Below are 13,885 nucleotides of genomic sequence, written 5' to 3' on the forward strand. Positions count from 1 at the left end.
TTTTTTACGGCAAAACGTGTATAAACAAAGGACGAAATAATGAACCGAATTCGGGATTTACGGCAGAAAAATCACCTGACCCAAGAAGATCTTGGGCGGCTTTTAAATGTCCAAAAATCCGCGATTTCAAAATACGAAACAGGCAAGATTCCCCTGACGGACGAAACGATCCGGCAGATGACGAAGATTTTCGGCGTGAGCGCGGACTACCTGCTGGGGCTTGAAAGCGTCCCGGAGCGTTCCTATTGGGAAACACGGCTTTCCGCTCTTAAGGATGACAGCCTCCGCGATTTGGAAAAATATATTGAATTGCTGGAACTGCGTGACCAACAGGCAAAAAGCTCTCCCGACAAAAAATATGGAGCCTCGAATACGTTCGCATCACAAAAAAAATCTGCGCTATGAGAGGTTTCCCGAAAAAGAAAAAATAGAATTCCCCATTTTATTTCCTGTCAAGGAAGCAAAATGGGGAATTTTTTGATTCTTTTGTTTGGTCAAGCACTGTCGCTTTCGGCGGATCAGGTTTTCATTGAGTTCTTTTTTTGCGCTTTCTTACAAAAGGCGGTTTATCCATTATGGTCGAAACCCGAAATAAACATCCACACGTAAGCGCGCGGCCAGCCCATACATAAAAGAGAGGCCAAACCGTGAAACAAATGGTATAATAAGGAAAAAGGAGATCCGTATGGAAAAGCGCAGCCCCAAAATCACGCTTGCAACCATTCTTGTGACGGCCATTGTCCTTGCTGTGGTGGCCTGCATGTTTATTTATGGAGAAGAGCCGCTTTCCGTAGGCGTGGAGGGAGACGAAATCGTGATCCGCGGAATGTACGGCCTTTCCGTTCCGCTTGCGGACGTGGAATCAGCATCCCTTGCGGAGCAGTCCATCGGGGAAATGTTTCCCCATGCAACGCGTACCAACGGTTACGGCGGCTTCGGCGGTACGCTCAAAGGAACCTTCCATTCCGATGGGGCCGGCAGCTTTATGGTGTTTGCCGGCGAGGGGGCAGCGCCCACGCTTCGCATCGCACGAAAGGACGCTATGGATATTTACATCAGTTTCCCGGACGAAAAAAAGACCCGGGCGCTGTACGATAGGCTGCAAGAGCGCCTTTCCTAACGCAATTATTTTTTATCAGGAGAATCATCTTATGGCAATCGACAAGGTAAAAGAGTATTTTAAAGCATACGGACGGGATGGGGACGTCCTTGAATTCCCCACTTCCAGCGCAACGGTGGAGCTTGCCGCGCAGGCCTTGGGCACCGAGCCTGCACGCATCGCCAAGACGCTTTCCTTTCGCGTAAGCGACAGATGCGTATTGGTGGTATGTGCGGGGGACGCAAAAATCGACAATCCCAAGTACCGCGCACAGTTTTCATGCAAGGCGCGGATGCTGTCCGCAGATGAGGTGGAGAAGATGACCGGTCACGGAATCGGCGGGGTGTGTCCATTTGCCAACCCGGAAGGCACCCGTGCTTACCTGGATATTTCCCTCAAAAGATTTGGTACTGTTTTTCCCGCCTGTGGGAGCGAAAATTCAGCCATCGAACTCACACCGGACGAACTATTCCAATATGCAAATGCCGCCGGTTGGGTGGACGTATGCAAGGGGTGGCAGGAATGATCCTGCAAACGGAGCGTCTTTTGCTGCGCGAAATGACGCAAGAGGATTTCCCTGCCCTATGCCGGATTTTGCAGGACGAAAAGGCAATGTATGCTTACGAGCACGCATTCACTGACAGTGAAGCGCACGACTGGCTCGACCGCCAGATTGCCCGCTACAGGCAGGACGGCTTCGGGCTGTGGGCCGTTGTTTTAAAGGAAACGGGGCAAATGATAGGCCAGTGCGGCATCACATGGCAGGATGCGTTGGGCATCCGTGTTCCGGAAATAGGGTATCTGTTTGAGCGTGCCTTCTGGCACCACGGTTATGCTACCGAAGCGGCACAAGCCTGCCGGAACTATGCGTTCCGCATCCTTGGCATGGACCGGGTTTATTCGATTATCCGCGATACTAACTTTGCGTCGCAAAGCGTCGCAAAACGAAACGGCATGTCGGTCTGCGGCTCGCTCGTCAAACATTATTACGGCATGGATATGCCGCACCTTGTTTTTTGTATTTCCAAACAGAAGGAGGATTTTTAATGTTACTGGTTTGTTATCCCAAATGCAGCACTTGCAAGAAGGCGGAAGCATGGCTGAAGGAGCATGGTTTTTCCTGCGAATACCGCGATATCAAGACGCAGAACCCTACCGAGGCGGAACTGCGCGAATGGCACGCAAAAAGCGGCCTTCCCTTAAAGCGCTTCTTCAACACCAGCGGCCTTGCCTATAAAAACCTGAACCTCAAAGAAAAACTCTCTTCCATGACGGAAGCAGAGCAGTTTACGCTGCTTGCGGCGGACGGAATGCTCGTGAAGCGGCCAATTTTGATCGGCCCGCACGGCGTGCTTGTTGGGTTCCGTGAAAAGGAATGGGAAGCACTGCTGTGACGGCCCCTTGGGGTTTGGCGCGCCCGGTTTTCAAATCACCGGTTCCGTCTGTACGTCTCCCACAAGCCGCGCGATTGTCCTATCCTGCTCCCATGTCCGCAGAAAACTGGCCGCCACACGGTCGTTTTCCGGTACAGCGCCTGCTCTCCGGCGTATTTTTCCATACAGTAAACATTTCCCGGCAGAGCCGGTGGTATTTCATATGCGCCTTAAAGGGCGCATCGGCCTGACGCATGCAGACAGATCGCCTGCTACCCGTACTAAGCGGGCCGCCTGAATACGGTATCTTCAGTTGTTCTCCATACTTACCTCTATCCAATTGCCCTTTGATATATTCTGCTATCTTCTTCTCGTTCTTTCCTACCGTATAATTATCCGGGTTCGCTCCCGCTGCTTTCAGACACGCGTTCACCAACGCTTTCTGCGCATCCGTCAGTTTGTTCCATGCGTCTTCCCCGCCGATGATCTGCGCGTAATTCGCGGCCGTCACAGAAGCGGAGGTTGTCTCCGCTTCTGTGTTGATACAATTCCCTTAGCTGTTATTTTTCCTGATGGGCTGTTTTCTTTAATTTCCGCACTGCGGAAATGAGTGCCGCCATGCCTGCGGCGGCGGCCAAAACGTATTGTAGCACAGACGTTTCGTCTCCTGTTTGCGGCGCGCCGTCCAGTCCGTCAGCCGGTGTTTGCCCGGTTCCTGTTCCTGCTCCGCCTGCCGTCTCTTGCAGTTCTTTATGATTTTCATAGTCCGCTCTTGCAACTCCGCCTGCCGCAATAATTCCGACTGTGCCGGAGGAGCGAACGGAATATCCTTCTGCATTTTCCTGCGTTACTTCATAAGCTGTCCCTTCCGGCAGCCCAACGGCCAGTATGCTCTCTCCCCCTTTCAAGGCAAATGACGCAACGCCGTTTATAAATGTCATATCCCCATAAGTTCCGCTAATTCCGGAATCGTTTAGGGTAACTGTGAAACCAAACTCCCGGTTCGGTTCCGCGCCGTTTCCCGACAACGTGAGGCTTACTGACAGGCTCCCTGTCCCAGTCTCCGGAACTTTTTCTTTCCAATAAACCGCAAAGGGTGAAAAACTCCCGCTGGTTTGGTTTCCTGTTAAATGGAATACCACATTTCCATCCGATATTTCGGCATTAATCACCTCTATTTCGGCCTGTTCCACTTGATTTTCCATATCTCCCCGGTATTCCCTGTGAAGCCCCTTAAAATGCAGTACCTGCGCTGTAAAACCGTTTTCGTTTACCCCTTCCGGGCATGGCCAGTATATCGTGATATCCGCGCCGTCATTTGCGCTTACCCAGGCGTTCCCGTCGTTCTCGTTTACAAGGTCAAGGTACTTGAACTCCGAATTTTCGTTTGTCAGGACGAAGCCATCTTTTGCCGCCCGGTCAATCAGGAGCTGTTTGGTGTCTTCCCCATTTTCCCCGGGAATCAAATCGTCGAACAGCAGGGATATCTGCGGCATGCCGGAAATACTGCTGCCCAGTACGCCCAGTTCTTCCCTCCCGTTCGTATAATAAACGGTTCCCGCCGGGATGAGAGCCGCCCCTATGCCGTCCTGCGTATTGATCTCTTCTTCCAAAGCGGTAACCGGCTTTGTAATGTCGGCTTCTTTCTCAATGACGCCTTCCGGGTCCGATACATTTCTGACGGTCAGCGTCCCGCTCCCGGTCTGGATATCCACGCTGTTTCCATCGGAAGAACTGACAGACAGGCCTTCAGTGTTGACCGTAATCTCATATTCGCCTGCGACCGCATCATTTTCAGCCATTTCGCCGCCGCTGCGGACAAGGCTTCTCATGGAGGCGCTTTCTTTCAGCGTAAATCCGGCGTCCAGCCACGGCAGGATGACAATATCCCCAGATTCGGTTCCATTTTCGAGCGTATATTCCGCACCGTCCACTTCAAACGTGAGCTTTGACAGTTCCACTTCGTCCTCCGCTTCGATTTGATAGCGAACCGTGGGAAAGGTATCGCCGCTTATGGAATCCCCTCCGGTATATGCAATCATGTTCTGCGGGGTGAGAACGACGGTTTGTCCGGTATCCGGTGTTTCCACTTCGCTCCACGACCCCACCAGCGTTACATTTTCGTTGGGCATGATGAAACTGCTGTTTTCAACTTCCGTATAATCCGGGGACTTCACTATCCAGCCGGAAAATTCATAACCTTTCAGGCTTGGCGCCTGCGCGACCGTTACCCGGGAATAATATGGGGCTGCCTCTGTCTCGGGAAGCACGGCCGCCGCCCCCTGCGGTACGTCGCCTTCATACTGATAAATTACATTGTGCAGGGCTGCCCGATAATAAATTTTCAGCGGATTCTCCTCTGTAGCCTCTGCCGCGGTGGCGCTCAAGCGGTGAAACCCGTAGTTTTCATCGTAGACATAGTGAACGCCCAATATCTCAGGCTGGCTTCCTGTAATATCCTCCCAACCTAATTCCTCGCCGTCAAAGGTTAGGTGGCTGATGCTTACTGTATCACCGGGGAGCGCCCATCCCCCCTGGCCTTTCTCGTATTCCATCCAATCTTTTTCATTGGTGTCCGGGTCTATGTATTCGTAATAAACCTCATAATACCACGCCTGTTCCAACGACACCGGCCCTAAGGTCAGCAAATGGTCTTCCGTACTTCCCGAAAACGAAACATAACTGGGGACCTCCGTTTCATGCCCTTCATAGCGCGGAACCGACCCGTCAAGGGAACCGTCTTCAAACCATTTTTCAACGCCCGGCAGCCCGCACGAACTTGCTTCGGGCAGGGTAAATACCGTATTCCCGCCGCCGTAGCTCCCTACGTCCGCCCCGGCGTCTCCCGCCTGGTTATTATAAATGGCTCCGCCCGTCATCGTGAAAGTACCGTTGCTATTTGCCACGCCGCCCCCGGTGGACGCGGCAGTATTCTCCGTTATCGTGCCACCCGTCATGCGCAGCGTGCCGCTGGCCATATTGGCCGCTCCGGCTCCATCGGGAGCGGAATTCCCTGTAATGACCGCTCCGGCAATCTCGGTCTCCGTCCCCACATTCATCAAACCGCCGCCGGCAATGCCCGCAGTATTTTCCGATACAGTTACGCCTTGCCCAAGCACGGTCACGCCGCTCATGCTTTGTATGTGCAGTCCGCCGCCGTAACTTTTGCTGCTGTTCTTTTGCACTACAGTGTTGGAAATATTCAGCGTCGACCCAGTTGTCAGCAGAGCCCCGCCCCCATAACTATCCGCATTGGCCATAGTCGCCGTATTGCCTTCTATCACGCAGTCTGTAAGGCTGACGGAGGCCCTTGTTCCATAAATCCCGCCGCCATGCATCGCCGTATTCCCCGCTATAGTCGTTCCCGCCGCGGCAAATGAACTTCCAGATGCGCTGTATACCCCTCCTCCATAGCTGTAATAACCGGTATGGTCCAAATCATAAAAAGCCATATTGCCGCTGATTTCTCCGCCTTCGATTTCCACCTCGCCTCTGTTGTAGATACCCCCGCCGCCGTTTCCGCTGGTGGTCACCGCCCTATTTCCGTTAATCTGGGCGTCCTTCATGATGAAAGTCCCGTCCACATAAACGCCGCCGCCATGATACTGATGGTAACTATACTCGTCGTTTTCCGTATAAAGGGTATTATCGCTGACAGATGCGGGAAAATTTGCATCGGCCGATTCCATGCGGAAGGTACAGCCGGAGCCCACGTACACTCCGCCGCCGCTTGCTGTAGTATTGCGCGAGCAAAGGGTATTTCCAGTAATACTGCCTCCTGTCATGACAAATTCCGCGCCTGAGGTCAAATAAACGCCTGCGCCGTTGCGTCCTTCGTTGTCAGAAATACTTCCTCCGTTCATCGTGAATTTACTGCCCGATACATATACGCCGCCGCCGAGGGTGCTGTTGTCTCTCCTTCCGCTTTCGCTGGCCCCCTTGCCGTTCCCGCTGATTTCCCCGTCGTTCATAAGGAATGCAGCGCCATCAAGAATCTGCACCGATGAAGTAACCATGCTGTTTGTTACATTTGTGTTTGTATTGCCGGTAATGCTTCCCCCGTTCATGATAAAGGAAGCGTTCGCTCCGGAAATTTTTACTGCCGCGCCCGGGTCGTAGTTAACGTTGTGCCGGTCTGCCTGCTTGTTCTGCGTCCATCCCGTAACCACGCTCCCCGCCGACATGGTCAGTTTCCCACTGCAATCAATGAAGCTTTTGATATATTCTCCATTTCTATCCGTGTTCTGCGTTCCATATTCCGTATTATCCGCCTGCGCTTCCAACCGGGCTTCCAGCGTGAGTTCTCCGCCTTCTTCCACACGGATGAAGTTTGCTCCGTTCAAATTGGTTTCGTGCGAAACAACAAAGGAACCCTGCAACGTCAGCTTCGCGCCGGAAGAAACGATAAACTCTCCTGTCTTGATATTTTGGCGGCTAATATGGCTTCCTGCGCCGTTTGCCGCCAACACGACCTCCGTTCCCTGCGGAATGGTAATAACATTACCCGCCTCTAATGTTTCCGGCAATTCAAAGGTTCCGCCGACGCCCGATTCGATTGCCTGCTTCAATTCCTCCCAATCTGAAACAGCGGCAGAACTGCCCAGCAAAAGGGCATTTGCGCTGCTTTCCGCCGGGAGACCCGACGGCTCCGCGTTTCCATCCTTCTTTTCTTCACCGTCTGCACCATCGCCGGGGACAGGCGGCCCGCTTGCTTCCGGCTCCGTTCCCGCGTTGGGGAGCGCCGTATCTTCTTCCGGCGATACGGAGAACTGCGCCTCCGGACTCTGCCCGGGCGTCAGGTCTCCATCCGCAGGCTCCTCACTTTGACCCATCTGCGCCGAAGAAGAGGGAACGGCGTCCCCTGCATCTTCCGCAAAACCTGTGATTCCCAGCGAAAGAACCAACATAATACAAATCAATACCGCAGTTACTTTTTTCATCGAGTTCATTTCCTTCTTTATCAAATCATTGAGATATTATAAATAAAAAAAACATCTATTTTGCAATGAAAATAGATGTTTACATAAACAGAATATGAAATTATGGGCAGGGTTTACCCCTGTCTGTCTGTCTGTCTGTCTGTCTGTCTGTCTGTCTGTCTGTCTGTCTGTCTGTCTGTCTGTCTGTCTGTCTGTCTGTCTGTCTGTCTGTCTGTAAAGATTATTGCCGACGGAAACATGCTCGTCAACCCTTTATCTATAATAGTTCTTTTGTTTTATTATAGCAAAACCAAATCTGTTTTGTCTATATAGATCTGACTGCAATTTGCATGGATTGAAAAGGTTTTTTCCCCATTTTCGCAAACAAAAAAGAACCACCGTATACAATTCGCTGCAGGCGGCTCTTTTCATGCGGTCATGCTTTCTTTTCCTCATCATGCTGCCTCCTTTTACCCTTCTTTATTGTTAAACACATTTTGCCGCTGCTTAGGTCTTTTCCTTCGCGGGACTTGTGGATTATTCGCGAGCAGGACGCTCGCGCAAAACGGCGCCGTCAGCCTCATCCGGTGCACAAAACTCCATATAAAAAAGAGAGCACGGTTTCCCGTACTCTCTTCACTTTTTTCATATTAGCATTTTATCACAAATTCGCAGTCATTTGCATGACAACTACCCGACATCTTCTGCACCAGCAGGGAAAGGAGGCGCTTTCGCTTTTATTCTACGAACGCCAGCATTTTGTTCAGCCGGATCACGTCCTCCGGCCGCAGTTTAATGGTGTGGCGCGGATCGCCCGTGTTTCCGTAAATATAGTCGTGTATCGTCATTCCCTTATCGAACAGAATGGGAAGGTTGTGCCCGATCAGCGGCAGGAGTTTTGCTTCATACCCCGTCGCCTGTTTTACAAGTTTCGGGTCTGCCATCCCCTTCACTTTATATCCCAACACATAATTGATGGATTCAATATCCATACTGTCCCTGCCGGCGTTCACGACCATGGCGGCCAGTCCACGCTCCGTATTGATCACATAGACGGCAGCGACAAGTTCCGCATCAAAATACCGGATCGCATCTTTGGCCCCTGCAAGCGGCTGTTCATGCTCCTGTAGTTCAAAAACGACTTTGTTCTCCGTGAGATAATCCTTCAGTTGCTCCAAGTTCATCATAATTGCATCTTTCCTTCAGCTATTGTATCTATTCCCGCACAAGATCTGCTGTTTTTGCGTGTACCGCGGCAATCAGGTCTTGTGGGGCAAGCTCTATTTGCTGCCCGACTTTTCCCGCGCTCACCAGCATTTCCGGAAGCTGCCCGCACGAGCGGTCAATGACCGTGCCGTATGCTTTCTTCATTCCAACGGGCGAACATCCCCCGCGGATATAGCCCGTCACTTTGTTTAAATCTTTTACAGGAATCATTTCCACATGCTTCTCGCCCACTGCACGCGCCGCTTTTTTGAGGTCCAGCTCGCGCTCTACCGGCACCACAAACACAAAATATTGCCGGTCCGCACCTTGTGTCACCAATGTTTTAAACACTTTTTCCGGTGCAATACCGAGCTTTTTCGCGGCGGTAATCCCATCGACGGCGCCGTCTTTCACTTCATAGGAATGAGTCTTATAGGCGATTTTTGCGCGGTCCAGCATGCGCATCGCGTTTGTCTTCACAGTTCCCATAAAAACCTCCCCTCTTATTATACCGGGCCGTCATTTTTTTGCAAATACAAACAAGCCGCCGTATATAAAAAACCGTTTGCGCGCATTTTCCTGCGTACAAACGGTTTTTTATGGGTTCTATGATTAATGACTATTTCGAAGTCTTACGCTGCACCGCGTTATTCGCCTTGGTTCCGGCCTCATGCACTTTGGACGACACCTTGCTCACGCCTTCCTTGGTTTTATCCGCTACCTTGGTTATGACTTCATCTACTTTTTTTCCTGCTTTTTCCATCGCTTCCATATTGGGCACCTCTTTTTTTATAAAATTCAAAAGCCGGTAAGACTCAGCGATACGCAATTTATGACGTTCGATTATCCGTGATCCGCCGGTTTTCTGTGCTATAAAGATACACGCTTCCACCGGCCGGAAACATTAAAATCCAAGACCGCAGTAAATTCCCGCCGCCCTTTTTACGCCGCCGCTTCCCCTTCGGTGCTCCAGTCTTCTTCAATCAAATATTTTTGCAGCACCTGCGCAATACGCGGTATTTCTCCTTCGTCAAACGGGCTCGCCAGCCCCGCCGCCTTCACGCCCGCAATAAAATCACCGCTTTCTTCCCGCCTGAGGAGTGCCTGGTATACATCCAGCGCAGCCTGTTCATCCGTAAGCGAAAGCTCCCACAACTGTACCGCGATATCCGCCGACGTCGCATAGGCAAACGTATAATACGGCGACTCGTAAAGGTGCGGTATCGTAACCCAGTCATACGCATACAAATCTTCATAAAAGAGGTCTGTGAATCCAAACCGCTCCGCCTGCCGCCCGGCAATCTCCTCCACCGCCTCGAGCGTAATTTCGTTCTCTCCAAGCGAATATACTTCCTGCTCCACCGCCGTATAGTAGGCCTGCTGGACAAGAGAGTTTATTTTGTCGGACAGCGCATTATACTGCATTTCGTATCCCGTTTCTGCCCCGAAAAATTCTCCGTAGTGGTTGGCCGCCAAAAGCTCCAGAGCCTGCGAGTAAATTTCCGAAACATCCGTCGTTTCCGCAACGGCGCCCATTTCAAGGTAATTATTGAAGTGCCCGAATTCATGAACCAGCGTTGTCATGCTGTATTCATCGCCCGTATAGGACATCAATATAAACGGCGAATAGTAGCTGTCAAGATAGGTCGTATACGCCCCCGGGCTTTTTCCGGCGCGCGGCTGCCAGTCAATCAGGCCGTATTCCCGCATCAACTGGAAATTTTCACCGAGAGCGGCATCCATCCCGTAGAGCGTATCCTGTACAAAATCCGCCCACTCCTCGTATTCTACATCTTCTTCGATCAGGTAGTCGAACGTTTCCGCATATACCGGTGCAAGATAATCCACAATCTCGCTGAGCATATTTTCCATCATTTCCGGCGTATAATCCACACCGTTTTGTGCAAACACCATATCCGTGTAGGTTTCGAACCCAATCTTTTGGGCGAGCTGCGTGCGCGTTTGCACGAGTTCTACATAAATGCCTCCAAGTTCAGGCTCATGCGCCTCATACCACGCGGCAAGCGCATCATAGTATGCTTCCCAATCATCCAGCATTGCAATATCATCGTAGGTCAGTTCCTCCCCGTCCCAGGGAATCGTCAGCGTTGCCCGCTTCTGCGCATATTCGGAAAGCAGTTCCGCCTCTTTTTCGTAAAGGGCCTGCGTTCCCTCTCCATACCATTCTTCATCCTCGACAATCTGATCAAAATAACCCGGCTGCCAGTTCTTTTCAATTTCCGTACGGAACGAAGAGTTGTAAAGCGCTACGTAGTATTCCTCATACGCGATATCCACAGTGGTAAACCCCTGCGTGGTATAAGCCTCCTCCGCCAGCCACGTTTCATCCGTAAGGTTCATTGTGCTCATCAGGGAGGCGAGGCTCATCATCGTATTATAATCCCGGTAGAGCGATTCCCCCTCTTCGAACAGCGCCTTTAATTCCTGCGCGTTTTCACAACCGTATATTTCCTCCGCCAGCTCATAGAGACGCGCGGCCGTTCCTTCTGCATCGGGGCGCACATACTCTATTTCGGAAAAAGGCGTCGCATCCGTATCCTGCGGGTCGAGCTCCGGAAAGGGCTGCGGCGAAAAAGACGGGGACGGCTGCGCGCTGCCGCTGCGTATCTCGTCCACTGCCTCCGTAATGATCGTACGCGCAATGCTGCATCCGCTTACGAGCGCTGCCAGAATAAGAACCGCCGTAACAAGGGCTGTAATCCGTAATTGTTTTTTCATCAAAATGTCCTCCGTGCCACCATTTTACCATAAAACAGCACACAATGTTATGCCAATGGAATACTCATTTCCTGCCCGGAACGCCAAACGCCGCCTGCCCTTTCCAGGCAAGCGGCGTAGCCATTTGCGCCTATGGCAAACCTATACCCCTCTTTTGCTTATTTGTTTTCCTGTGGTTCTTCAGGCCCTGCTTCTTTTGGCATGGCTTCCTGCGCCGCATCCGCTTTCGGTTCTTCCAGTTTCGGCGGTTCTTTCGGTCCAATTTTCTTGCCGAGGAATTCCGGCAGTTCCATACCCGCCATCTCGAAAATCTCGTTCATGGGCGGGATACTCTTCATGAGCCCGGAGAGAAAGTTCGCCGTGGACGATTTTCCGTCCTTGCCTTCTCCGCTGTCCCATACGGTGACTTTATCGATCTTCAGGTCGCGGATCGCTTCCACCTGCACCTTCATCAGGTTTTCCATCTTATCCGCAAGCATCAGCATCAGCGCGTCCTTTGCGCTTCCGCCCGCCGCGTCTACAATATCGGCAAACCCGGCTGCCTGCTTTTTGAGAATTTCTTGCATACCGCGCGCTTCCGCTTCCATTTTTGCATAAATGGCGTCCGCTTCACCGGCTGCCTGCCTGCGCAGGCGTTCCGCTTCCGCCTCTGCGGCCAGCTCGATCTGGCGTTTCTGGATTTCCGCTTTGACGATAACGTCCGCTTCGAGCGTCGCTTTTTCACGCGCCGACCTTGCAAGCTCGGCTTCTTTCTCTGCCGCGTACGCTTCTTCGAGGGCCTTTGCGGACTGCACCTTTTCCGCCGCGGTCGCAAGCCGCATCGCTTCCGCTTCCTTTTCCCTTCTTGCCGCGTCCGACTGCGCAATTTCGATTTTCGCCGTGTTCTCGCCCGTGATTGCCTTGGAGTTTGCGGTTGCGACTTCCACACGCTGGTCGCGCTGGGCGTTCGCCTCGCCGATGGAGCCGTCGCGCACTTTTTCCGCAACCGACTTCTTCGCGTCGTTGATCGCTTTGGCGGCCGCTTCTTTGCCGAGCGCCGTAATGTAGCCCGATTCGTCGCTGATATCCGTTACGTTTACGTTGATGAGCCGCAAGCCAATCTTTTTCAGCTCGGACTCTACGTTCCGGGAAACCGCCTCCAGGAATTTATCCCGGTCTGTGTTGATCTCTTCGATATCCATCGTTGCAATCACAAGGCGCAGCTGGCCAAAAATGATATCCTTGGCAAGCTCTTGCACCTCGCTCATCGCAAGCCCCAGCAGGCGTTCCGCCGCGTTCTGCATCACGCCTTGCTCCGTCGAGATACCCACCGTAAAGATCGAGGGAACGTCGATCCGGATATTCTGGCGCGAAAGCGCATTTTTCAGGTCTACCTGGATGGAAAGCGGCGTCAGGTCAAGATACTGGTATGCCTGGATGACAGGCCATACGAACGCCGCGCCGCCATGGATACATTTCGACGTGCGGTTCGTCCCATCCGTATTCTGCCCCACCTTACCATAAATGACCATAATCCTGTCGGACGGGCATTTTTTGTACCTCGTCAGGAAAATCAACAGGCACATAAACGCCAATACAACGATAACTACGATTAAAATCAGTGATTCAATACTCATTTTGTCTACCCCTTCTTCCGCATTTGCGGAAAACTCAGAACCCACTTTTTATAACAGTTGCAGCGCCCCGGGCCCCACTTCCGGCGGCATTTTCTTACTTTTTTACCACAATCAGCGTATTGCCGTTGGAAATGCCCACTACCGTAACTTCCGCTCCGGTAGGGATTGTCGCCTCTCCATCCGTGACCGCGTCCATCTCCACAAGGCGGTCCTGCACCATAATCGACACCTTACCTGCCGCTCTCCGCTTTTCGTGGATGGGCAGGTACACCGTACCCGACTTTCCAAGCGCGTTGCGGATATCAAGCGTGCCATCCGACTGAAGCCGCATCATGGCGCGCATCGCCACCGCGATAAGCACCATGGCGACGATACCGAACACAATCGCAAGGACTACGCTCGCCACGGGCAGTACGTCTGATTTGAGCATCAAAAGCCCCGACCAGCCGAATACCGCAAAGAACGCCACCAGCCCCTGCAGCGTGAACAGGTGCAGCCCGCTTCCGCCAAAATGCGTGTGCGTATCGTGCGCTCCTGCGGGATCCCCCGTGTCCGCCATGCCGCCGTGCAGATCCGCACCGGATGAAATGTCTACATCGGATATCCCGTCCGCCGTGATATCCCCGATATGGATATCCATATCCTGCGGCAGATAGACATCGCCCTGCGCATCAAAATCAAAATGTGCATCGCCGGGCGCATCCGTCCCTATGTCCGCGTCGCCTCCGTGCCCCGCGCCAATGAGGAGCAGGATCACTTCAATCACAAGGAGCACCGTGGATGCGATGCCAACTACTGCAAAAATCTGCTCGACCAGTGTCATGGCCTCCCACCAAGCCAACATATACCTATACCTCCTTCCTGCGTCGCAACATGCGCCTCTTTGCCCGCTTAACCCCTCCGGGTACAGCTTCGTTTTTGCGCAGTTGTTCT

General features: G+C 52.3%; 13 protein-coding genes. 5 read left to right on the forward strand and 8 right to left on the reverse strand.

Annotated features, from left to right (window positions below; genetic code table 11):
• Positions 1 to 39 precede the first annotated feature (39 nt).
• The 5 genes from H8S18_RS11975 (at position 40) to H8S18_RS11995 (ending at position 2,493) form a co-directional block, all read left to right on the forward strand.
• Complete coding sequence (locus H8S18_RS11975) at positions 40 to 405, forward strand: helix-turn-helix domain-containing protein (protein WP_186858502.1); 366 nt, start codon at positions 40 to 42, stop codon at positions 403 to 405.
• Positions 406 to 685: 280 nt separating this feature from the next.
• Positions 686 to 1,120, forward strand: a complete 435-nt coding sequence (locus H8S18_RS11980; protein ID WP_186858503.1) for a hypothetical protein — start codon at positions 686 to 688, stop codon at positions 1,118 to 1,120.
• Positions 1,121 to 1,151: 31 nt separating this feature from the next.
• A complete protein-coding gene (locus H8S18_RS11985; RefSeq protein ID WP_186858504.1) occupies positions 1,152 to 1,625 on the forward strand; it encodes a YbaK/EbsC family protein in 474 nt (157 codons plus the stop codon).
• The gene (locus H8S18_RS11990) at positions 1,604 to 2,146 is read left to right on the forward strand and encodes a GNAT family N-acetyltransferase (protein WP_243165150.1); all 543 of its coding nucleotides are present in this window, start codon (positions 1,604 to 1,606) and stop codon (positions 2,144 to 2,146) included. Before H8S18_RS11985 ends, H8S18_RS11990 begins: the two co-directional genes overlap by 22 nt.
• Positions 2,146 to 2,493 (forward strand): arsenate reductase family protein, encoded by a 348-nt coding sequence (locus H8S18_RS11995; protein ID WP_186858505.1) that lies wholly within the window; start codon positions 2,146 to 2,148, stop codon positions 2,491 to 2,493. The genes H8S18_RS11990 and H8S18_RS11995 overlap by 1 nt, the downstream gene beginning before the upstream one ends.
• 79 nt (positions 2,494 to 2,572) lie before the next feature.
• Here H8S18_RS11995 and H8S18_RS15135 read toward each other — a convergent pair whose 3' ends face one another.
• The 8 genes from H8S18_RS15135 to H8S18_RS12035 form a co-directional block, all read right to left on the reverse strand.
• Positions 2,573 to 2,983 (reverse strand): hypothetical protein, encoded by a 411-nt coding sequence (locus H8S18_RS15135; RefSeq protein WP_407926967.1) that lies wholly within the window; start codon positions 2,981 to 2,983, stop codon positions 2,573 to 2,575.
• Positions 2,984 to 3,032: 49 nt separating this feature from the next.
• Entirely contained in the window at positions 3,033 to 7,412 is a 4,380-nt protein-coding gene (locus tag H8S18_RS12005; protein ID WP_186858506.1) for a DUF7601 domain-containing protein, read from the reverse strand.
• Positions 7,413 to 8,128: 716 nt separating this feature from the next.
• A complete protein-coding gene (locus H8S18_RS12010) occupies positions 8,129 to 8,578 on the reverse strand; it encodes an aminoacyl-tRNA deacylase (protein ID WP_186858507.1) in 450 nt (149 codons plus the stop codon).
• Positions 8,579 to 8,606: 28 nt separating this feature from the next.
• Positions 8,607 to 9,086, reverse strand: coding sequence for a Cys-tRNA(Pro) deacylase (gene ybaK / locus H8S18_RS12015; protein WP_186858508.1), 480 nt, complete (start codon positions 9,084 to 9,086; stop codon positions 8,607 to 8,609).
• Between the two features lie 130 nt (positions 9,087 to 9,216).
• Positions 9,217 to 9,369, reverse strand: a complete 153-nt coding sequence (locus H8S18_RS12020; protein ID WP_186858509.1) for a hypothetical protein — start codon at positions 9,367 to 9,369, stop codon at positions 9,217 to 9,219.
• A 170-nt stretch (positions 9,370 to 9,539) separates the two neighbouring features.
• Positions 9,540 to 11,336: a M3 family metallopeptidase gene (locus tag H8S18_RS12025; RefSeq protein WP_186858510.1), complete on the reverse strand. Its 1,797-nt coding sequence runs from the start codon at positions 11,334 to 11,336 to the stop codon at positions 9,540 to 9,542.
• 158 nt (positions 11,337 to 11,494) lie between these two features.
• A complete protein-coding gene (locus H8S18_RS12030) occupies positions 11,495 to 12,952 on the reverse strand; it encodes a flotillin family protein (protein ID WP_186858511.1) in 1,458 nt (485 codons plus the stop codon).
• A 94-nt stretch (positions 12,953 to 13,046) separates the two neighbouring features.
• Entirely contained in the window at positions 13,047 to 13,796 is a 750-nt protein-coding gene (locus H8S18_RS12035; RefSeq protein ID WP_186858512.1) for an NfeD family protein, read from the reverse strand.
• Positions 13,797 to 13,885 lie beyond the last annotated feature (89 nt).

Origin of the sequence: Christensenella tenuis (assembly GCF_014287795.1) — a bacterium.
Lineage (GTDB): Bacteria > Bacillota > Clostridia > Christensenellales > Christensenellaceae > Christensenella > Christensenella tenuis.